The organism is Streptomyces sp. NPDC006372, from assembly GCF_040612515.1.
Classification (GTDB): Bacteria; Actinomycetota; Actinomycetes; order Streptomycetales; family Streptomycetaceae; genus Streptomyces.
The window spans coordinates 81,539-103,059 of sequence record NZ_JBEXQJ010000024.1 but is presented as its reverse complement, the minus strand read 5'-3'; the positions used below and the strand labels follow the sequence as shown (position 1 = coordinate 103,059).

17 protein-coding genes are annotated in these 21,521 nt (G+C 71.4%); 1 reads left to right on the top strand and 16 read right to left on the bottom strand.

Annotation, left to right across the window (positions count from 1 at the left end; genetic code table 11):
- Positions 1 to 110: 110 nt before the first annotated feature.
- The 10 genes from ABZ016_RS29205 to ABZ016_RS29160 all read right to left on the bottom strand — a co-directional run bounded on the left by ABZ016_RS29205 (position 111) and on the right by ABZ016_RS29160 (position 12,642).
- On the bottom strand, positions 111 to 650 hold the full coding sequence (locus tag ABZ016_RS29205; RefSeq protein ID WP_356919678.1) for an AAA family ATPase: 540 nt from the start codon (positions 648 to 650) through the stop codon (positions 111 to 113).
- Entirely contained in the window at positions 650 to 2,959 is a 2,310-nt protein-coding gene (locus ABZ016_RS29200; protein ID WP_356919677.1) for a molybdopterin cofactor-binding domain-containing protein, read from the bottom strand. The genes ABZ016_RS29205 and ABZ016_RS29200 overlap by 1 nt, the downstream gene beginning before the upstream one ends.
- A complete protein-coding gene (locus ABZ016_RS29195) occupies positions 2,956 to 5,412 on the bottom strand; it encodes a 2Fe-2S iron-sulfur cluster-binding protein (RefSeq protein ID WP_356919676.1) in 2,457 nt (818 codons plus the stop codon). The genes ABZ016_RS29200 and ABZ016_RS29195 overlap by 4 nt, the downstream gene beginning before the upstream one ends.
- Positions 5,409 to 6,302 carry an FAD binding domain-containing protein gene (locus ABZ016_RS29190; protein ID WP_356919675.1) on the bottom strand — a complete coding sequence of 298 codons (894 nt, stop codon included), beginning with the start codon at positions 6,300 to 6,302 and terminating at the stop codon, positions 5,409 to 5,411. Before ABZ016_RS29190 ends, ABZ016_RS29195 begins: the two co-directional genes overlap by 4 nt.
- 259 nt (positions 6,303 to 6,561) lie before the next feature.
- The gene (locus ABZ016_RS29185) at positions 6,562 to 8,172 is read right to left on the bottom strand and encodes a beta-N-acetylhexosaminidase (RefSeq protein WP_356919674.1); all 1,611 of its coding nucleotides are present in this window, start codon (positions 8,170 to 8,172) and stop codon (positions 6,562 to 6,564) included.
- Positions 8,173 to 8,186: 14 nt separating this feature from the next.
- The gene (locus ABZ016_RS29180; protein WP_356919673.1) at positions 8,187 to 9,032 is read right to left on the bottom strand and encodes a carbohydrate ABC transporter permease; all 846 of its coding nucleotides are present in this window, start codon (positions 9,030 to 9,032) and stop codon (positions 8,187 to 8,189) included.
- A complete protein-coding gene (locus tag ABZ016_RS29175) occupies positions 9,029 to 9,880 on the bottom strand; it encodes a sugar ABC transporter permease (RefSeq protein ID WP_356919719.1) in 852 nt (283 codons plus the stop codon). The genes ABZ016_RS29180 and ABZ016_RS29175 overlap by 4 nt, the downstream gene beginning before the upstream one ends.
- A gap of 368 nt (positions 9,881 to 10,248) precedes the next feature.
- The gene (locus tag ABZ016_RS29170) at positions 10,249 to 11,547 is read right to left on the bottom strand and encodes an extracellular solute-binding protein (RefSeq protein WP_356919672.1); all 1,299 of its coding nucleotides are present in this window, start codon (positions 11,545 to 11,547) and stop codon (positions 10,249 to 10,251) included.
- Positions 11,548 to 11,758: 211 nt separating this feature from the next.
- Complete coding sequence (locus tag ABZ016_RS29165; protein ID WP_030241853.1) at positions 11,759 to 12,040, bottom strand: DUF3039 domain-containing protein; 282 nt, start codon at positions 12,038 to 12,040, stop codon at positions 11,759 to 11,761.
- A gap of 29 nt (positions 12,041 to 12,069) precedes the next feature.
- Entirely contained in the window at positions 12,070 to 12,642 is a 573-nt protein-coding gene (locus ABZ016_RS29160) for a YqgE/AlgH family protein (protein ID WP_356919671.1), read from the bottom strand.
- Positions 12,643 to 12,894: 252 nt separating this feature from the next.
- Between ABZ016_RS29160 and murA the strand changes: the two genes are divergently transcribed.
- A complete protein-coding gene (gene murA, locus ABZ016_RS29155) occupies positions 12,895 to 14,235 on the top strand; it encodes a UDP-N-acetylglucosamine 1-carboxyvinyltransferase (RefSeq protein WP_356919670.1) in 1,341 nt (446 codons plus the stop codon).
- Between the two features lie 195 nt (positions 14,236 to 14,430).
- On the opposite strand, the gene ABZ016_RS29150 is transcribed toward murA, so the two are convergent.
- The 6 genes from ABZ016_RS29150 to ABZ016_RS29125 all read right to left on the bottom strand — a co-directional run bounded on the left by ABZ016_RS29150 (position 14,431) and on the right by ABZ016_RS29125 (position 21,503).
- A complete protein-coding gene (locus ABZ016_RS29150) occupies positions 14,431 to 14,712 on the bottom strand; it encodes an HU family DNA-binding protein (protein ID WP_003990598.1) in 282 nt (93 codons plus the stop codon).
- 340 nt (positions 14,713 to 15,052) lie between these two features.
- Positions 15,053 to 16,486 carry an NAD-dependent malic enzyme gene (locus ABZ016_RS29145; RefSeq protein ID WP_356919669.1) on the bottom strand — a complete coding sequence of 478 codons (1,434 nt, stop codon included), beginning with the start codon at positions 16,484 to 16,486 and terminating at the stop codon, positions 15,053 to 15,055.
- Between the two features lie 355 nt (positions 16,487 to 16,841).
- A complete protein-coding gene (locus ABZ016_RS29140) occupies positions 16,842 to 19,127 on the bottom strand; it encodes a UvrD-helicase domain-containing protein (RefSeq protein WP_356919668.1) in 2,286 nt (761 codons plus the stop codon).
- A 60-nt stretch (positions 19,128 to 19,187) separates the two neighbouring features.
- Positions 19,188 to 20,015 (bottom strand): zf-HC2 domain-containing protein, encoded by an 828-nt coding sequence (locus ABZ016_RS29135; RefSeq protein ID WP_356919667.1) that lies wholly within the window; start codon positions 20,013 to 20,015, stop codon positions 19,188 to 19,190.
- Positions 20,015 to 20,536, bottom strand: a complete 522-nt coding sequence (locus ABZ016_RS29130; protein ID WP_010039908.1) for a sigma-70 family RNA polymerase sigma factor — start codon at positions 20,534 to 20,536, stop codon at positions 20,015 to 20,017. The genes ABZ016_RS29135 and ABZ016_RS29130 overlap by 1 nt, the downstream gene beginning before the upstream one ends.
- 373 nt (positions 20,537 to 20,909) lie before the next feature.
- On the bottom strand, positions 20,910 to 21,503 hold the full coding sequence (locus ABZ016_RS29125) for a CGNR zinc finger domain-containing protein (RefSeq protein WP_356919666.1): 594 nt from the start codon (positions 21,501 to 21,503) through the stop codon (positions 20,910 to 20,912).
- Between the last annotated feature and the right edge of the window lie 18 nt (positions 21,504 to 21,521).

Genomic DNA, 21,521 nt, shown 5'->3' with positions numbered 1-21,521 from the left:
CACGGCGGACCGCCCGGCGATGCCCGGCAGCCGTCCCCCACTGCCCAGAACACTACGCCCGACCACTGACAACGCCCCGGACCGAACAGTGGCCTCTCCTCACGAGACGCTCAGGCGACCCTCGCGCGTTCCCTTTCCGTGAGGATCTTCTCCACCGTCTGTCCCACCGTCAGCTCCGAGGTGTCCAGCCACAGTCCGATCCGAGGTGTCTCCGTACGCAGCGCCTCGTCCAGCGCCTCGACGGTCCAGCCGGCGCCGTATCCCGTCTTCGGCCGCTCCGTCTCCCGTGCGGTCACCGCCTCGGGGCTCGGCGCGAGGACCACCACGTGCAGCGGGCGGGTGCGCACCAGGCCGACGTACGTCGTCAGGTCCTCGCCCAGCACCACGTCCTGTACGACGGCCGTGAACCCGGCCCGGGCGTACCCGTCCGCCGTCGCCGCCGACAGACGGTAGCGCAAGAGGAGTTGAGACCGCGCCTCGTCGTCCGCGCCGGGGACGTACTCCTTCCGGCCTGAGACGATCATGCGGCGGAACGCGTCCCCGCGGACGTGGGCCGCCTTCGGCAGGGCTTCCGCCAGTGCCTGGGCGACCGTCGACTTGCCGGCCGCCATGACGCCGGTGACGAGAACGATCCCTCCCGGGAGGGACATCAGGCCCGTTCCGTGACCACCGCTGCCTGGGGGCGGATCGGCAGGCGGTTCACGGGGCGGCCCGTGGCGGCGCGTACGGCGGAGGCGACGGCCGCCGGGGAGGTCACCACCGGTACGGCGCTCGCCGCCTTCGCCCCGAAGGGGGCGACCACGTCCCGTTCCTCGACCAGCCGGACGATGCGGATGTCGGGCACGTCCAGGGCCGTCGGGAGGGCGTAGCCGGTCAGGTCGGGGTGGCGGATCAGGCCGCGTGGCGTGCGGAGGTTCTCGGTGAGCGCGATGCCGACGCCCTGGGTCACGCCCGCCTCGATCCGGGCGGCCAGCTGGGTCGGGTTCAGGACCCGCCCCACGTCCTGCGCGACGGCCAGTTCCACGACCCGTACGGAGCCGATCTCGATGTCGACGTCCACCACCGCGCGGATCGCGCAGAAGGCCATGCCGACGAAGGCGTCACCCTGACCGGCCTCGTTCAGCGGCTCGGTGGGGTGCGGGCGGCACTGGGCGGTGGCCCACAGTTCCTTGCCGTCCAGCGCCTCGGAGACGGTCGTCGAGAGGACCCCGTCGTACGACGTGATCTTGCCGTCGGTGATCTGGAGCAGCTCCGTGGACATGCCGAACTTGTGGGCGAGCGGCTGCAGGAGCTGGGTGCGGACCATCTTGGCCGCGCGCTCCACCGCACCGCCCGACACCCAGGTGTGCCGGCCGTGGCAGGCCGCGCCCGCCGGGGGCTGGTCGGTGTCGACCGGCGCCACGTGCACCTCGTCTATGCCGAGGGTCTCCTGCACGATCTGCCGGGCGAGGGTCGTGAAGCCCTGGCCGGTCTCGACGGCCGCGCACAGCACCGTCGCCACACCGTCGTGGACCTTCACGGTCGCCGTGGAGACCTCGTCCGCGCCCTCGGCGCCCAGCATGTGCACCATGCCGAGGCCGTAGCCCACGCCCCGGCGCACCGCGCCCGGTTCGCCCGCGCCCTCGGGGCCGCCGGGCAGCAGCCAGTCCTCCTCGGGGGTGTCCTTGGGCAGCGGCGGGAGGGGGAAGTCCCGTACCGCCTGGAGGAGTTCGGCGACCGGGGCGGGGCAGGTCACCGTCTGGCCGGTCGGGAGGACGTCGCCGGTCGCCATGGCGTTGCGCAGCCGTACCTCGGCCGGGTCGATGCCGAGTTTCTTCGCGATCTTGTCCATCTGCGCCTCGTAGGCGGCACAGACCTGCATGGCCCCTTCGCCGCGTACGTGGCCGGAGGGCGGGTTGTTGGTGCGTACGGCCCAGCCCTCGATGAAGGCGTTCGGGACGACGTACGGGCCGCAGGCGAACCCGACGGCGGCGGCCAGGGCGTCGGCGGAGGTGTCGGCGTAGGCGCCCGCGTCGAGCAGGATCTGCGCCTCGACCTTGACGAGTCTGCCCTCGGCGTCGGCGTGGTGGCGGTAGCGCAGCAGGGTGGGATGCCGGTGGACGTGGCCGAGGAAGGACTCCTCGCGCGTGGCGGCGAGTTTCACCGGGCAGCCCGTCCGCATGGCCAGCAGCCCGAGCGGGAGCTGGAAGCCCTGGTCCTCGCGGTCGGCGGTGGCGCCGGGGACGCCGGTGACGACGACCTTCACCCGCTCGGGTTCCAGGCCGAAGGCGGCGGCGGCCGTGTCGCGGTCGCTGTGCGGGTCGGTGGAGGCGAGGTACAGCTCCACGCCGCCGTCCGGGCGCGGTACGGCCAGGCCCGCCTCGGCGCCGATGGGCGCGGGGTCCTGGCGGCCGATGCGGTACAGGCCCTCGACGACGATCTCGCCGGCCGCCTCCGGGTCGCCGTGGTGCAGCGGGATGTGCCGGATCAGGTTGCCGTCGGGGTGCAGCGGCTCGGCCTCGAAGGCCTGCTCCGGGTCGATCACCGGGTCGAGCACCTCGTACTCGACGATGACGGCGGCGGCCGCCATCCGCGCGGTGTCCGGGTGGTCGGCGGCCACGGCGGCGATGGGCTCGCCGTGGTGGCGTACGACCTCGGATGCGAAGACCGGGCGGTCGGCCCTGCCGCGGCCGTGCAACGGGCTGCCGGGGACGTCCTCGTGGGTGACGACGGCGCGTACGCCGGGCATCTCGCGCGCGTGGGTGGTGTCGATGGAGACGATGCGCGCGTGCGGGTGCGGTGAGCGCAGTACGGCCGCCCACAGCAGGCCCTCGGCCCACAGGTCGGCGGCGTACGGGAAGGTGCCCTCCGTCTTGGCGCGGGTGTCGGCGGCCGGGAGGGAGACGCCGAGGCCGTGCGGCAGCGGTTCGGGGGCCGGGGCGGCCTCCGCGGCCTGCGTGGTGGTGGCTTCGTCGGTCACGCCGGGCCTCCGTCCTGGCCGTAGGGCTGGTCATCGAGGTCTGGGGAGTGTGCGTCCGGAGCGTGCGCTCCCGGGGGCAGGCCGAAGGCCGACGGGTTGACGCCGCCCGCCCCGGGGCCCGCCTGGTTCGGGATACGGGGCTCGTCGGTGGTGCCGTCGGCGGGGGCGGCGTGCGTCTCGCGCTCGGCGACGACCTCCTTCACGGCGTCCACCACGCCCCGGTAGCCGGAGCAGCGGCACAGGTTGCCGCACAGCGCCTGGCGGGTCTCCAGCTCGGTCGGCGCCGGGTTGCCCTCCAGGAGGTCGTGCACGGTCATCGCCATGCCGGGTACGCAGAAGCCGCACTGCACGGCACCGCAGCGCGCGAGCGCCCGCTGCACGTCCGACGGCTGCCCGTCCTCGGCCAGGCCCTCGACGGTACGGACCTCGCTGCCGGCGGCGGTCACGGCCGGGACCAGGCAGGACGCGACGAGCCGCCCGTCGACCTGGACGTTGCACGCCCCGCACTCACCCTGCGAGCAACCGTCCTTGGCCCCCGCCAGTCCGAGCCGCTCGCGCAGCACGTACAGCAGGGACTCGCCGATCCACGCGTCGGTGACCGGGCGTTCGGCGCCGTTGACGCGCAGGACGAAGGAGGCGAGGGGGTGCTCCTCCTGCGGCATCGCGGGAGGCGTGTCGTGGGACGCCTCGTGGGAGACCTCGTGGGGGTGGGCGGCCGGGTCGTCCGGTGACGGGGCGTCCGGGGCCGGGTCGTTCGAGGGCTCGGCCTCGACGGCCTCGGATCCGGCGTCCGTGACCGCCTCGGCCGGGAGGGGCCCGGCGGACGGCTCGCCGGGGCCGTCAGCGCCCGCTGGGGCCTCTGAGGCCTCTGGGACCTCTGTGGCGCCCTCCGAGGCCTCACCGGGCCCGTGGACGCCCCGTGAGGCCTCCTGGGCGGGCTCCGACGGCACGGCGGGCTCCGCGTGTGCCTCGGGGGCGGGGTCGCCGGGGGCTTCGGCGTAGGGCTGGGGCGAGGAGGTGGAGCGAGCGGGGTGCTCGGCCGGGTCACCGGCGGGGCCGGAGGGCTCCGGCGCATGACCGGGGGCGCCCGTCGGCTCCGGGCCGTGACCCCGTACGCCCGTCGGCTCCGGCGCGTGACCGGGGAAGCCGGAAGACTCCGGCCCATGGCCGGGCCCATGGTCGGGGTAGGCGGGCTGCTCTCGCCCGCCGTCGGTGAAAGCGGGCTGCTCCGGACCGCCGTCGGTGAAAGCAGGCTGCTCCCGCCCACCGTCGGCGAAAGCAGACTGCTCCGGACCACCGTCGGCGAAAGCAGACTGCTCCGGACCGTGGCCGGTGAAGTGGGTGGGCTCGGCGTCGTGGCCGGGGAAGCCGGACCGCTCCGGTGCGTGTCCGGTCGTCGTCGGCTCGGTCGCGTGTCCGGCCGCCCGGTGTTCCGGCGCGTGACCGGCACCGTCGGACGGCTGGTGGGTGTGCTCGGCGCCGGGCATCTCCGGCCCGTGACCGGCGTACCCGGGCGTCTCGGGCGCGTGGCCGGCGTCGGCGTTCTCGTACGGCTGCGGCAGGTGGCCGCCGCCCGGCGCGTGACCGGTGCTCCCGTGCTCTTCCGGGGCATGACCGGCCGCCGGGTCCGTCTCCTGCGGGAGGGGCGCGGCGTGCGGCTGCTCCGGGGCGTATCCGGAGGTCGGTCCGGCGCCCTCCGGCCCTCCGTGCTCGTAGCCGTGCTCATGGCCGTGCTCGTGTGGGTGGCCCGGTCCGGGCTGTTCCTGGGCCGCCGGGTCCTGCCCCCACGGCCGGCCCGCGGCCTGTGTCGCCCACGGCGCGGGCGCGCCGCCCGGCAGCGTGGGCGGCGGGGTGCCGCCCCACTGCTCGACCAGCGAGGAGGTGGTGAACTCGCCCGACTCGTCCGGGAGGTCGCCCCCGGCGACAGGGATGGACCACTGCCCGGTCACGTCATGGCCGGGAGCGGTCTCCGCCGACGCGGCCTCTTCGACGTTCCACTGCCCGGTGGCTCCCGGGTCGTACGTGAAGCGGTCGTTCCCGCCGTGCTGCCCCGCCCCCGCGCCGGAGCCGTACCGCGCACCGGAGCCGTAGGGCGCGTCGTAGGACTGCTCTCCGGCGCCGTACTGCTGCTGGTGCCCGCCGTGCTCGTGGCCCTGCTGGTGCGCCGTGTGCGGGTCGTGCCACTGGGCGCCGTCGACGGGCGCGCCGGGTACGGGCCAGCCCGTGGCCGCCGGGTCGGTGCCCGCGGTCGCGGCGGGGTCGGCCGCTATCTGCGGCGGTACGTAGCCGTGGCCGGGCGCGGCGAGGGGACTGTGGGCGGCCAGCAGGGCGTCGACGCCCCCTTCGGGAAGTTCGACGAAGGCGGTGGCGCCGTCGTCGTACTCGCCCTGGGGCAGCGGGTCCCAGCGGCTCCCGCCCCGGGGCGTGCCCTCTCCGTGCTGGTCGTCGGTCACGACAGCGCCCTCCCCAGTGCTCGTCGGGCCAGCGCGGCGACGGTGCGCCGCAGGTGCAGTACGGCGGGCGGGAGCTGCGGTACGGAGCCGTCCTCGGCAGGGGCCGCGTCGGGGATGCAGGCCGCGGCGACGTACTCCCCGAAGGCGCTGAGCGCCTCCGGCACGAGCGCGCGGTTGTTGTCCCAGTCGATGAGCCGGCCGACCCACTCCTCGGCCTCCAGGGGCCGGAGCGGCATCGGCGCTATGGCGCCCACCGCGCAGCGCACGCCCCGGCGCGCGGGGTCCAGGACCAGGGCGACGGACGCCACCGCGCGCCCCGGGCCGGTCCGGCCGGTCGCCTTCAGGAAGACCTGCGGGGCGTGCAGCAGCGGCAGGCGCACGTAGCCGATGAGTTCACCGGCGCGCAGCATGTCCACCCCGGCCAGCAGGTGCGACACCGGGATCTCCCGGCGGGCCCCGCCCGGGCCCGCGACGATCAGTGTCGCTTCCAGCGCGGCCAGCACCGGCAGCGCGTCGCCGGTGGGGGCGGCCGAGGCGATGTTGCCGCCCAGGGTGCCGGCGTTGCGGATGTGCGGCGGGCCCGCGGCGCGCGCGGCGGCGGCGAGCGCCGGGATCAGGGCCGCGAAGTCGGGGCGTCCCATGCGCGCGTGCGTGAGACCGGCGCCGAGCAGCGCGTGCCCGTCCTGGTACTGCCAGCCGCGGATCTCGCTGATCCGGCCGAGCCCCACCAGGGCGGCGGGCCGGAGCTGCCCGGAGTTGACGGCGGCCATGAGGTCGGTGCCGCCCGCGACGGGCACGGCGGCGGGCACGGCGGTGAGCGCCGCGACGGCCTCGTCCAGCGTCGTGGGCAGCGTGACGGCCTGCGCCGCCTGCGGTGCGTGCGTGGTCAAACCGGCTGCCCCTTCCCGCTGCCCCACCTGGTCCCACCTGTGCTGCCGTACGGTACGTGCTGACAGGGCGGACGTGGCAACTCTGGCACATCTTGGCGAGAGCCGAAGACACGGGTCCGCTAGGAGGCATTCGCCCACCTCACCGGGGAGATGGTCCGTTTTCGCACAGGTTCGCCCGTGCATGCCGATTGGCACTTTCGATGACCCTTGTGCGCTTTTTCCGTGGCCTGTTCGAGCTGTTCGGTCGCGACGGCCGGCGTCACCGGCTGGGCGGCGGGCCGTCGATCGGGCGGCCCAGCACCCCGGGGCGCTGCTGCCAGGGCAGCGGGCCGGAGGGTGGCCGGTAGCCGACGCCGAGGGCGTCCAGGCGCCGGTAGTGGGCGGTCATACGGCGCTCGAACCCGGCGAAGTCCCGCTCCGCCGGGGCGGGCAGGGCGCTCCAGGCGACCTCGGCGAAGGCGGCGAGCCGGGGGAACGCCTGGTAGTCCACGCGCGCGGCGTCCTCCATCACCTCCGTCCACAGGTTGGCCTGGGTGCCCAGCACGTGCCGGGCCTCCTCGGGCGTCAACTCCGGGGGAACGGGCTCAAAACGGTAGACGTCCTCCAGGGTGCGCACCCACCCGATCGGTACCGGCTCGTCGGGGCCCGGGTCCTGACGGTGGTCCAGATACACCTGCTGCTCGGGGCACATGACCACGTCGTGGCCGGCCCGGGCGGCGGCGATGCCTCCGGCGTAGCCGCGCCAGGAGGACACGGCCGCGCCTTCGGCCAGCCCGCCCTCCAGGATCTCGTCCCAGCCGATCAGCCTGCGCCCGCGCGCGGCGAGCCAGGTGTCGAAGTGCCCGATGAACCAGGACTGGAGCTCGTCCTCGTCCGCGAGCCCGAGTTCCCTGATGCGCGCCTGCGCGCTCCCGGACCGCCGCCACTGGTCCTTCGGGCATTCGTCACCACCGACGTGGACGAACTCCGACGGGAACAGCTCCAGCACTTCCTCGAAGACGCCCTCGTAGAAGCGCAGGGTGTTGTCAGTGGGGGCGAGTACGTTCGGGTTGATTCCCCAGGTGTCCCAGACGGAGAGGGCGGTCGTGTCGATGACGTCGGTGTTGCCGAGTTCCGGGTACGCGGCGATGGCGGCCTGCGAGTGGCCGGGGACGTCGATTTCGGGGACGACGGTGATGTGCCGCTCGGCGGCGTACGCGACGATCTCCCGGATGTCGTCCCGGGTGTAGTAGCCGCCGTGCGGCTTCTCCTCCCACAGCGGCGAGGCCCGGTGGCCGGTTTTTGTCCGCGCCCGCCAGGACCCGATCTCCGTGAGCCGTGGGTGCCGTTCGATCTCGATGCGCCAGCCCTGGTCGTCCGTCAGATGAAAGTGGAAGACGTTGAGTTTGTGCGCGGCCATCAGATCGAGGTAACGCAGGACGCCTTCCTTGGGCATGAAGTGCCGGGCGACGTCGAGCATGAGACCGCGCCAGCGGAACCGGGGGGAGTCCCGGATCTCGGTCAGGGGCAGCCGCCACGTACGGCCGGGAAGGGGCGCGCGCCGGAAGGCCTCGTGGCCGAGAAGCTGCCGCATCGTCTGAACGCCCCAGAAGACACCGGCGGGCGAGCCGCCCTGGATATGGACGCCATGGGGGGCGACGACCAGGCGGTAGGCCTCGGCGTCGAGGCCGGGCCGGACGGACAGATGGAGGACGCCGTACTCGTCCCCCTTCCTGGGTGGCAGGGCGAGCCCGGTCGCCGCGCCGAGCGTCGCGCGCAGCCATCGCGCGGTGTCCTCGGTGCCCGGCCCGGCCTCGATCCCGAAGCCGTCGCCGAGTTCAAGAAAGCCCTCGGCCCGCTCCATCCGGTGAGGCAGCGGAATGAGATCCATGAAGATCAGGCCTTTCAGTCCTTGACCGCCCCGCCCAGCCCCGACACCAGCCGTCGCTGCACGAGTACGAAGAAGATCAGCACCGGAATCGTCATCACCGTGGACGCCGCCATGACGCCGCCCCAGTCCGGGTCGTCCGGCTTGTAGAAGACCAGCAGCGCCATGGGCAGCGTCGACTGGGAGGTGTCACTGATGATGAACGACTTGGCGAACAGGAAGTCGTTCCAGGCGGAGATGAAGGAAAACACGCTGGTGGCCACGAGACCCGGCAGGACGAGCGGGAAAAGGATCTGCCAGAGGAATCGCGCCCGGCTCGCCCCGTCGATGTACGCGGCCTCCTCCAGCGCCTCGGGAACGGCTTTCACGAACCCCCGCAGCATCCAGATCGCGAAGGGCAGCGAGAAGGCGATGTGCGGCAGGATCAGCGAGCCCAGTGTGTTCAGCTGGCCGAAGTCCCGCATCAGGAAGAAGAGAGGGATCGTGAGGGCTTCCACGGGCACCATCTGGGCGATCAGAAACATGATCAGCAGAGTGGTCCGCAGCCGGAACCGGAATCGGGTCACGGCGGTCGCGGCGAGAAACGCGATGAGCGCGGAGGCGATCACCACACAGCCCGCGACGACGACGCTGTTGAGGAAGTAACGGCCGAATTCCTGCTGCCCGAAGACGCGCCGGAAGGCGTCCAGAGAAGGAGCGAGAGTCCAGGGCCGGGGCTCGGACGACTCGATCTCCCCGGCCGGTTTGAAGGCGCTGAGGACCATCCAGTACAGCGGGAAGGCGACGACGACCGCGATCAGCAGGGCGGCGGCCTCGGCGGCCAGCCGTCCCGGGCGACGGACCCGGGCGCGTGGAAGATTCACAGTTCCTCCCCCTGTCGGCGCAGCAGCCGCAGGTACACCAGTGTGACGGCGAGCAGGATCAGCAGCATCACGACGCCGATCGCCGAGCCGAGGCTGTACTGCGAGGACGCGAAGGCCTGCTGGTAGGCGTAGACGTTGAGGACGAGGTTCTGGCCGGCGATGCCGCCGCCGTTCGTCATGACGTAGATCTGGGTGAAGACCTTGAAGTCCCAGATGACCGACTGGATGGTGACGACGACCAGGATCGGCCGGAGCATCGGGGCGAGTACGGAGCGCCAGATGCGCCACTGCGAGGCGCCGTCGAGGGACGCGGCCTCCAGGACCTCGGCCGGTACGGCGCGGATACCGGCGTAGACGGTCACCATCACGAACGGGAAGGAGCACCACACCACTTCGAGCAGGACGAGGAAGAAGGCGCTGAGCCGTCCGTACGTCCACGAGTGATCGCCGAGGCCCAGCATCCGGTTCACCGGCCCGAAGTCCGGGTCGAAGAGGAACAGCCAGACGGTGGAGCCGGTCACGGCGGGGGTCGCCCAGGCGCCCATGGCCGCCAGCATCAGCGCGAGCCTCGGTACGGCCCGTACGCGGGTGAGCAGCACGGCGAGGGCGCAGCCGACGGCGAGCGTGCAGACGACACAGGCCGCCGCGAACAGCACGGTGGCGAGCAGGACCTGCCAGAACTGCGGATCCCCGAACAGCTCGGCGTAGTTGTCGAACCCCCGGAACGCGGTCGGCTCCCCGCCACTGACCTGAGCCTGGGTGTACTCGAAGAACGAGATCAGGCCGAGTTGGTAGACGGGGTAGACGAGCAGCCCGCCGAGCACGACGAGTGCGGGCGCGAGATACAGCCACGGCGTCGAGCCGGCGGAGGCGCCGACGGATCTGCCGGGCGCGGCCCGACGCGGCCCCGGTCGCCCGTTCCGCGCCTTGCCGACGACCGTGGCAGAAGACTGACGCGGCGAACCGCCGTCCTCCTCGGCGCGGGCCTCGCCGGTACGTTCCCCCGCCGGGACGCCGGGCGCTGCGGTGACGCTCTCGGGAACTGGCGTCGCATGACCGCCGGGCAGGTCACGCGCGGCTCCCGCCGAGACCTTCCCGGCAGGACCGCTCCCCGCCCGAGCGGTTCCCGCCAAGCCGGCAGCAGGCGGATCGACCCCGGCGGCGCCGGTCCCCGCCAGGTCGGCTCCCGCCGATTCAGTACCGTCGTTCACCCGGCTCACCCGGCGGAGCCGAACGCGGTGTTCATCTTCTTCGCGGCGTCCTCGGAGGCGGCGGGCACGCCCTTCTTGCCGCTGATGATCTGCTGGAACATCGTCGGCAGGACGAGGGAGGAGTCGATCTGGGCCCAGGCGGGCGACGCGGGGACGAACTTGGTGCCGGCGGAGAGGGTCTGCACGAAGGGCTTCACGAACGGCTCCTTCGCCGCGGCCTGCTGCCGTACGTCTGTGAAGGTCGGCAGGAAGCCCATCGCGTCGAACAGCCGCGCTTGCGTCTTCTTGGAGGCGAGCCGTTCCATGAGCTCGACGGCGAGCGTGCGGTGCGAGGTGCTCTTCAGGACGCCGACGTTGTTGCCGCCCGCGAAGGCGGGGGCGATCGAGCCGGACTTCACGCCCGGCAGCGGGACGACGGCGTACTTGCCCTTGACCTTCCCGGCCTCGACGGCGGTGTGGCTGAAGTCGCCGCCGATCGCCATCCCGGCCTTGCCGGCGGCGAACGCCGAGACCGTGTCGTTGCCGCCCATGCCGGCGCACTTGGCGGCGGGACAGTTGTCGTCGCCGAAGAGCGCGGTGTACTCCTCGATGCCCTTCTGGGCCTCGGGGCTGTCGATGCCGGAGGCGTACGAACCGCCCTTGCCGTTCGCGAGCTCACCACCGTTGGCCCAGACGAACGGCATCGCGCCGTAGGTGTAGGCGCCGCCGACCACGAGCCCGTAGAGGTCGGGCCGGGCGGCGCGTATCTTCCGGGCCGTGCCGGCCAGTTCGGCCATGGTCTTCGGGACGGCCAGACCCAATTCCTCGAAGACGTCCGTGCGGTAGTACAGGGCGCGGACGCCGACGTAGAACGGGGCGCCGTACATCTTGCCGTCCACCGTCACCGACTGCTTCGCGGTCGGGTCGGTGTCCTTCGCCTCGCTCCAGTCGCCGAACTCCTTCGTGACGTCGAGGAGTCCGCCGTCCTTCACGTAGCCGGCCGTGTCGGTGTTGCCGTACTCCATGACGTCCGGAGCGGAGTCGGGGTCGTTGAAGGCGGCCTTGACGCGCTGGGCGCGGGTGTCGATCGGGATGTACTCGACGTGGACCTCGGTGCCCTCGTGGGCCTTCTCGAAGTCGGCGACGACCGAGTCGACGACCTTCTGCTTGGGGGCGTTGCCGACCTCCTGGAACAGCCACACGCGCAGCGTGCCGTTCTTCTCGTCCTTGTCGGAGGAGGAGTTCGAGGAGGTCTGGGGTGCGCAGGCGGTGGCCAGGAGAGCGGCCAGTGCGGTGAGGCCGACAAAACGGACGGACAGCTTCATGAAGTGTTCCTCCGAAGGAGTGTTGCAACATGCGCAATGAAGGTTTCGCTGTGCACAACACACCGGAGGCTAGGGACTGCATGAACACGCCCACAAGAGGTCTCAACCACTCTGTGACCGGCAGACGCGTCCCGCGCAACGTCCGGACAGCACAAAAGCCTCCAGGGCACGCAAAACGCACCCTGGAGGCTCTACGTCGCGCGGGCAGGCGTTACTGGTCGCCCTTGCCCTTGTCGTCGTCCCCGGAGCCCATGGACTCGTAGATCTCCTTGCACATGGGGCACACGGGGTACTTCTTCGGGTCGCGGCCCGGCACCCAGACCTTGCCGCACAGCGCCACGACGGGGGTGCCGTCGAGGGCGCTCGCCATGATCTTGTCCTTCTGGACGTAATGGGCGAAGCGCTCGTGGTCACCGTCACCGTGGGAGGTCTGCGGCGTCGGCTCTACGAGGGTCCCCGTACCAGTCCCGCGCTCGGGCTCGAGAGTGCTCATAGAACCAAGCGTACTGAAGCTCACAGACATCAGTTGAGCGAAGGGTCGTCCGGATAGGTGGCCACCATCGCCAGCTCGCTGCGCTGGCGGCGCAGCACCTCGCGCCAGAGCCGCTCCGGGAAGGGGCAGGAGATGTCGCCGGGCTCCGACTCGACGATGTACCACGCGCCGTCCACCAGCTCGTCCTCCAGCTGGCCCGGGCCCCAGCCGGCGTATCCGGCGAAGATCCGCAGGGAGCCGAGGGCGGAGGCCAGCAGCTCCGGCGGGGCCTCCAGATCGACCAGACCGATCGCCCCGTGCACCCGCCGCCAGCCCAGCGGGGCGGCCTCCCCGGCCGAGCCCCCGGGGACGACGGCGACACCGAGGGCCGAGTCCAGCGACACGGGTCCGCCCTGGAACACGACGCCGGGCTCACCGGCGAGATCCCCCCAGCCCTCCAGGATGTCCTCCACGTCCACCGGGGTGGGCCGATTGAGGACGACACCGAGGGAGCCCTCCTCGTCGTGGTCGAGGAGCAGCACCACGGCACGGTCGAAGTTCGGGTCCGCCAGGGCGGGCGTGGCCACGAGCAACCGCCCTGTGAGCGAGGACACCTCGGTCATGCCAGACATGATCCCGCATCTTCCCTCCGCGTGGGGCGGCAATGCGGGGACGCGAGTGAACGCAGCTCAGGGCGTACCGGCGCGCTCGGAGCGCACGAAAGTGACCGTGACCCCATGTGCCCGGCACGAAACGGTTCGTGTTGTGACAGAGCTATGACGTGGCTGGGTCTGACTCAGGCTTACAGAAGGGGGGTGGTGGGCGATTACCCTTTCCCTTCTGACCCCTGCCCGACTCCACGGAACGCGAGATTCATGACCGTCAACGACGATGTCCTGCTTGTCCACGGCGGAACCCCGCTCGAGGGCGAGATCCGTGTCCGCGGTGCGAAGAATCTCGTACCGAAGGCCATGGTCGCTGCGCTGCTGGGCAGCGCTCCGAGTCGGCTGCGCAATGTTCCGGACATCCGTGACGTACGGGTCGTACGGGGTCTGCTGCAGCTGCACGGTGTGACGGTCCGTCCGGGTGACGAGCCCGGCGAACTGGTGATGGACCCGACGCGCGTGGAGAGCGCGAACGTCGCTGACATCGATGCCCACGCGGGTTCCAGCCGTATCCCGATCCTGTTCTGCGGCCCGCTGCTGCACCGTCTCGGTCACGCCTTCATTCCCGGCCTCGGCGGCTGCGACATCGGCGGCCGTCCCATCGACTTCCACTTCGACGTCCTGCGGCAGTTCGGCGCGACCATCGAGAAGCGGGCCGACGGGCAGTACCTGGAGGCGCCGCAGCGGCTGCGCGGTACGAAGATCCGGCTGCCGTACCCGTCCGTCGGCGCGACCGAGCAGGTGCTGCTGACGGCGGTCCTCGCCGAGGGCGTCACCGAGCTGTCCAACGCGGCCGTCGAGCCGGAGATCGAAGACCTGATCTGCGTGCTGCAGAAAATGGGCGCGATCATCGCGATGGACACCGACCGGACGATCCGCATCACCGGTGTGGACAAACTCGGCGGCTACACCCACCACGCCCTCTCGGACCGCCTGGAGGCCGCGTCCTGGGCGTCTGCGGCGCTGGCGACCGAGGGCAACATCTACGTCCGGGGCGCCCAGCAGCGCTCGATGATGACGTTCCTGAACACCTACCGGAAGGTGGGCGGGGCCTTCGAGATCGACGATGAGGGCATCCGCTTCTGGCACCCCGGCGGCCAGCTGAAGTCCATCGCGCTGGAGACGGACGTCCACCCCGGCTTCCAGACCGACTGGCAGCAGCCGCTGGTGGTGGCCCTCACGCAGGCCACGGGCCTGTCCATCATCCACGAGACGGTCTACGAGTCCCGCCTCGGCTTCACCTCGGCCCTGAACCAGATGGGCGCCCACATCCAGCTCTACCGCGAGTGCCTGGGCGGCTCCGACTGCCGCTTCGGCCAGCGCAACTTCCTCCACTCGGCCGTCGTCTCCGGCCCCACCAAGCTCCAGGGCGCCGACCTGGTCATCCCCGACCTCCGAGGCGGCTTCTCGTACCTCATCGCGGCCCTGGCCGCCCAGGGCACGTCCCGCGTCCACGGCATCGGCCTCATCAACCGCGGCTACGAGAACTTCATGGAGAAGCTCGTGGAGCTGGGCGCGAAGGTGGAGCTGCCCGGCAAGGCACTCGGCTGAGCCGGACCGCGATACGCCGATGGGGCGGTCACCCGAACTCGGGTGACCGCCCCATCGGCGTTACTGGGGCGCCCTGGGGGCGCGGGTCCCATTCGATATGCGACTCCGCCGCGTGGGCGCGACAAGCCACCGCGCACCCGCTGCCGCCCACGGCGCCAGCCAGCCCGGCGCTTACGCGCTCACGCGCTCAGGCGCTTACTTGCCCTTGGCCGCTTCCTTGAGCTTCGAGCCCGCGGAGACCTTCACGCTGTAGCCGGCCGGGATCTGGATGGGCTCGCCGGTCTGCGGGTTGCGGGCGGTGCGAGCGGCACGGTGGGTGCGCTCGAAGGTCAGGAAGCCGGGGATGGTGACCTTCTCGTCCCCCTTGGAGACGATGTCGCCGACCACGTCGGCGAACGCGGCCAGCACGGCGTCGGCGTCCTTGCGGGTCACCTCGGCGCGGTCGGCCAGCGCGGCCACCAGCTCACTGCGGTTCATGTTGTTACTCCCGTGTTCATCTTGCCGTTGAGGCGTCAGATCGAAGCCGATGCTGCCAGGGTCCTCTAGGAGTCCCCGGATCCGGGTCCGTCGTCAGACCCTCGCGCCCAGTGAGGCATCCTGCCTCTACCTGCGGCGGGAAAGCCAATCCGGCACCCGCAGGAGTCGTGAGAACACCCCGGAGGAGTCACACGAAAAGAGGGCCTGAGCCTGGCGCCACGATAGCTCCGCTGCTGACGGGGGTCTTGCGACGCGCCGGTCTCCCGGCCGCCGTGGGGTTACTCACAGTCCGGGGACCGACCGTCCCCGGACCCCGCGCAGACCGCCACGACCGTGTTTTTCAGACGCCGGACGGGCTGCCCGCCGTCGCGCCCACGGCCTTCGCGGCCTCGCGCACCGCCCCGGCCACCGCACCCGCGACCTTGTCGTTGAAGACGCTCGGGATGATGTAGTTCGGGTTCAGCTCGTCCTCGGTCACCACGTCCGCGAGGGCCGTGGCCGCGGCCAGCATCATCTCGGTGTTGACCGTGCGCGACTGGGCGTCCAGCAGACCACGGAAGACACCCGGGAAGACCAGCACGTTGTTGATCTGGTTCGGGAAGTCCGAGCGGCCGGTGGCCACAACCGCCGCGGTCTGACGGGCGATTGCCGGGTCGACCTCAGGGTCGGGGTTCGCAAGCGCGAACACGATGGCGCCCTCGGCCATGGCGGCCACGTCGTCGCCGTCGAGGACGTTCGGGGCCGAGACGCCGATGAAGACGTCGGCGCCGCGCACGGCCTCCTTGAGCGTGCCCGTCAGGCCCTCGGGGTTGGTGTTGTCGGCGATCCAGCGCAGCGCCGAGTCCGGGGCGGCGTCCACGAGGTCCTCGCGGTCGGCGTGCACGACGCCGTGGATGTCGGCGACGACGGCGTTCTTCACGCCCGCGGCGAGCAGCAGTTTGAGGATGGCCGTACCGGCTGCGCCGGCGCCCGACATGACGACACGGATGTTCTCGATCGCCTTGCCCGTGACGCGCAGCGCGTTGGTGAGCGAGGCGAGGACGACGATCGCGGTGCCGTGCTGGTCGTCGTGGAAGACGGGGATGTCGAGGGCCTCGCGCAGCCGGGCCTCGATCTCGAAGCAGCGGGGCGCGGAGATGTCCTCGAGGTTGATGCCGGCGAAGCCGGGGGCGATGGCCTTGACGATCTCGACGATGGCGTCGGTGTCCTGGGTGTCCAGGCAGATCGGCCAGGCGTCGATGCCGGCGAACCGCTTGAAGAGGGCCGCCTTGCCCTCCATGACGGGCAGCGCGGCCTTCGGGCCGATGTTGCCCAGGCCCAGCACCGCCGAGCCGTCCGTCACGACCGCAACGGAGTTGCGCTTGATGGTCAGGCGGCGCGCGTCCTCGGGGTTCTCGGCGATCGCCATGCAGACGCGGGCCACGCCCGGCGTGTAGACCATGGACAGGTCGTCGCGGTTGCGGATGGGGTGCTTCGACGCCATCTCGATCTTGCCGCCGAGGTGCATGAGGAAGGTCCGGTCCGAGACCTTGCCCAGGGTGACGCCCTCGATGCCGCGGAGTTCCTCGACGATCTCGTCCGCGTGCGCGGTCGACGAGGCCGCGATGGTGACGTCGATACGGAGCTTCTCGTGACCGGACGCGGTGACGTCGAGGCCGGTCACCGAGCCTCCGGAGGACTCCACGGCGGTGGTGAGCTGCGAGACGGCGGTTCCGCTCGCGGGCACCTCCAGCCGGACCGTCATCGAGTAGGAGACGCTGGGCGCCGTTGCCATGGCCGACTTCCTCTGCTTTCACCTGACGCTGAGTTGTGCCGTCCGATCGTCGCACCTACCGCTGAGTATCGGGTAGCCGCCCTCTATTGCGAACGTTTTGTTCGCGGAACAGGACAGCAAAAAGAGACCCACGTCACGTGGACGCGGGTCTCTTTCGGAAGTCAAGCGGCACCGACCCGCCATGCTCGCCTCGCGGCAAGTGGTCGCTCGTAGCGACGATGGTTGGGCCCGGGGGCTTGGATCGGGCCGGTGCCACATCCAGGCTAACAAACAGATCCCGTAAGGCCATTCCCGTACCGGGAGTTCATTTCGCCGACAAGTGGGTAACCAGCCCCGGTTCCTGAGTCGGTCACTGTCAGTCCCTGAGAAGGTCGGGCACGCCCGCCGCGTCCGGCTCGTCCCGCTCCGCCGAGACGACCGTGAGCTGCTGGGTGGCCCGGGTCAGTGCGACGTAGAGCACACGCAGTCCGGCCGGGGACTCGTCGGCGATCTCCGCCGGGGAGACCACGACCGTGGCGTCGTACTCCAAACCCTTCGCCTCCAGGCTGCCGAGTGCCACGACCCGGTCGCCGAGCCCGGCGAGCCAGCGGCGGGCCTCCTCCCGGCGCTGCATGGCGACGACGACCCCGACCGTGCCGTCGACGCGCTCCAGCAGCCGGGCCGCCTCGTTCCGGACGGACTCGCCGAGGGTGTCCTCGACGACCGTGAAGCGGGGCTCGACGCCCGTGGAGCGGACCGCCTTCGGGGACTCGGAGCCGGGCATGGCGAGGGCGAGGACCTTCGCGGCGAGCTCGGCGATCTCGGCCGGGTTGCGGTAGTTCACGGTGAGCTCGAAGCGGCGGCGCGGGCGGGTGCCGAGGGCCTCGTCGCGGGCCTCGGCGGCCTCGTCCGGGTCGGACCAGGAGGACTGGGCCGGGTCACCCACGACCGTCCAGGTGGCGTGCCGGCCGCGGCGGCCGACCATGCGCCACTGCATGGGTGTGAGGTCCTGGGCCTCGTCGACGATGACGTGGGCGTACTCGGTGCGCTCCGCCGCCAGCCGCTCGGCGCGCTCGCGCTGCGACTCCTCGCGCGCCGGCATCAGCTCCTCCAGGCCGGTGAGCTGGTCGAGCGGGTCGAGGTCGCGCTTCTTCCGGGGGCGGGCGGGGGCACCGAGGATGGCCTGCAGCTCGTCGAGCATCGCGATGTCGTGCACCGAGCGGCCGTCGCGCCTGAGGGAGCGGGCGACCTTGCGGACCTCGCCGGGGTTCATGATCCGCCGGGCCCAGCGGCCGAGGCGGCGTTCGTCGGCCATGGCGGCCAGGACGGCCGCCGGGGTCAGCTCCGGCCACCAGGCGTCGAGGAAGGCGATGAAGGAGTCCTCGGCGGTGATGTCCTCGTCGAAGGAGGAGCGCAGCTCGGCGGCGAGCTCCGGGTCGGTGTGCCGGCCCGCGGCGCCGGACCGCTCCCACAGGGCGTCCAGGAGCAGCTTGCGGGCACGGGGGCGCAGCAGGTTCACGGGGGCGGTGCCGCCGAGGACGGCACGGCGGATGCCCGCCAGCTCGTCGGCCTCCAGCTCCAGCCGGCGGCCGAAGGCGACCACGCGCAGCCGGGTCGGTGAGTCGTTCAGCTCCAGGGCTCCGCGCGCGGCCTTGCGCAGCACCTTGACCATGCGGGACGAGCCCTTGGCGCGGGCCACGGACGGGGAGTCGTAGAGCGTGGCCTCGGCTCCCTCGACCAGGGAGCCGATGGCGCGGATGGCGACCTGGCCCTCCTCTCCGAGGGAGGGCAGCACGCCCTCGGTGTAGGCGACGAGCAGCGGAGTCGGCGAGACGATCAGGATGCCGCCCGCGTAGCGGCGCCGGTCCTGGTAGAGGAGGTAGGCGGCGCGGTGCAGGGCGACGGCGGTCTTGCCGGTACCGGGGCCGCCCTCGACGTACGTCACGGAGGCGGCGGGGGCGCGGATGACCAGGTCCTGCTCGGCCTGGATGGAGGCGACGATGTCGCGCATGGTGTGGCTGCGGGCCTGGCCGAGCGCGGCCATCAGGGCGCCGTCGCCGATGACGGGCAGCTCCTGGCCGTTGAAGAGGGCCGTCAGCTCGGGGCGCATGAGGTCGTCCTCGACGCCGAGCACCTTGCGGCCCTTGGAGCGGATGACCCGGCGCCGTACGACCCGGCCGGGGTCGACGGGCGTGGAGCGGTAGAAGGGGGCGGCGGCCGGGGCGCGCCAGTCGATGACCAGCGGGGTGTAGTCCTGGTCGAGGACGCCGATGCGGCCGATGTGCAGGGTCTCGGCGATGTCGGCGGTGTTGTCGTCCCGGACGGCGCCCTCGGCGGGCTCGACGGCGGTGTACGCGCCGTCGGGGCCCTTCTTGCCGTCCTTGCCGAGCAGCAGGTCGATGCGGCCGAAGAGGAAGTCCTCGAACTCGTTGTTGAGCCGGTTGAGGTGGATGCCCGCCCGGAAGACCTGCGCGTCCCGCTCGGCGAGGGCGCCGGGCGTGCCGACCTGGCCGCGCTGGGCCGCGTCGTTCATGAGGAACTCGGCCTCGTGGATCTTCTCCTCGAGGCGCCGGTACACCCGGTCGAGGTGTTCCTGTTCGACGCCGATCTCTCGGTCTCGCAGGGAGTCGAGCGCGGTTTCCTGTTGAGCCTGAGCGGCCACCGGGCCCCCTTCTGACGTGCATGGCAGCCGTCTACCGTACGCGAAGGGGACCCCGGAAGGCTACGCGTCGACCTCGACGAGCCGCTTGCCGTCGAAGTTCACGACCTCGAAGTGGTCGATCTGGTTCGGGTCGAACGCGGCGCCGCCCTGGACGTAGAGGGGCTCCTTGGCGCGGTCGGTCTTGGCGTCCGGGATGCCGTAACCCCAGTCCGGGACGGACCAGGAGGACAGGGTCTCGCGCTCGCCGTTCTTGCCGACCGCGACGAGGGCGCACTTCTGCGGGCCCTTGAGGTTCTTCAGCTCCAGGATCGTGCCGGTGCCCCAGTCCTTCTTCTGGAGGGCGACCGTCGCGGTGACCTTGGTGGTCGGGTCGGTGGCGGTGATCTTGTCGGAGATGCCGTCGAAGGCTTCCTTGGCGGGGCTCGCCGCGAGCGGGCGGTTCTCCGCGCCGCCGCTGTCATCGCCGCCGTTCGTCGCGACCGCGACGAAGGGACCGCCGATGATCAGCGCGCCGGCGGCGGCCACCATGTAGAGACTGCGGCGGCGCTTCTGGGCGCGGCGTTCGGCGACCTCGTCGACGAGCTTCTCCACCACGCGCGGTCGGGGCTTGGCCGACAGCGACTCGCCGATCGCGGGCGTCCCGGAGCCGGGCAGGTCGGCGAGGGCGGCGAGCATCGGCTCCATGCCGGCCAGCTCGTCGAGCTGCTGGGCGCACCACTCGCAGGTCGCGAGGTGGGCTTCGAAAGCGGTTGCTTCGGCGTCGTCGAGGATGCCGAGGGCGTAGGCGCCGACGGTCTCGTGTTCGTTCGGCACCGGAGACTCCTGCATGGGACCAGACATACCCATGCCTCCCGTACCGAACCCTTGGTTACCCCCGTAAACACTCATCACGCCGTCACCCCCCGCTCCTCCAGTGCCAGCTTCATCGAACGCAGGGCGTAGAACACCCTGGAGCGGACGGTGCCGCTGGGTATGCCCAGGGTCTCGGCCGCCTCATTGACGGTACGCCCCTTGAAGTACGTCTCGACGAGCACCTCCCGGTGAGCCGGGGTCAGGTCGTCGAGTGCGTCCGACAGAGTCATCAGCCACAGCGCCTTGTCGATCTCGTCCTCCGCGGGGATGACCTCCAGCGGCGACGGGTCGACCTCCTGCGGCCGGGCCTGCCGGCTGCGGTGGCCGTCGATGACGATGCGCCGGGCGACCGTCACCAGCCAGGGGCGTACCGATCCGGTCGCCCGATTGAGCTGACCGGCGTTCTTCCAGGCACGGATGAGCGTCTCCTGCACGACGTCCTCGGCGCGCTGCCGGTCTCCGGCGACCAGGCGCAGGACATACGCAAGCAGGGGTCCGGCGTGTTCGCGATAGAGCGCACGCATCAGCTCCTCGTCGGGTTCCGAGGGCTGGGACATGCGATGTCGGGCCCTCGGTGCACGTTCATTGGCCACGACGGAATCCTTGCGCACGCCCACCTCCGATGTCCGGGGGTTCCCCCAGTCGGTCGCTCCACATGCCGTACGGACGGGAGCTGTTGGGCGTTCAAAGGAACGCGACAGATTTCTTCGAGATGACGTGACGAGCGGGACATGGGGTCACATTCCCACCCCGCGTTCTTTACATTTCCGCCACATCGACCAGATCAAGCCAGAGCTTCCCTACGGGACCGTAGGTAAACGGGATGTAATCGAAATCACTTCGACGGCGCGGTCTCAGAAGTCGCATTTAGGACAGGGGATTTGAGTGTGCGAGCCACGCAAGTCCCTTGCGTCGAAGGGCAAAAGGGAATTAAGCCCTGGCGAGTGCCGCGCGGCGGCGATGCCGGGCGACGCGTTCGCGGTTCCCGCAGACCTCGCTGGAGCACCAGCGCCTCCTGCGTCCCCGGGAGGTGTCGAGGTACACGATCGGGCAGTTGTCGCCCTCGCACTGGCGCAGGGCCGCGCGGGCGACGGGGTCGGTGAGCAGGTCGACGGCGTCCCGGGCGACGGACGCGAGCAGGGCGGCGCAGTCGGGCGGGCCGTCCAACTGCCGTACGAGTTCGCCCTCTCCGTCACGGACCGCGCGCGGGGCGGGGGGCGCGGTCCGGGCGAGGCCGTTGACGTGCGCGAGCGCGACGTCGTACGCCCGCGCTCCCGGCCGCGACCAGTGGCGCACCAACCGGTCCGTCTGGCCGCGCAGTTCGCGGAAGGCCACCAGCCAGCCGTCGTCGACGTGGGCCAGGGGGGTGCCCGCCGGGACGAGCCCGGAGCCGGTGATCCAGGCGCGCAGCACGTCCACGGAGTCGAGCCGCTCCTCCGGGTGCGTGGTGGAGAGCAGATCCAGGCAGATCCGCCCGGCATCGAACCGCAGCTCGTAGGGGGCCGTGGCCGTACCCAGTGCCATGTGCCTGTCACCGCCTAG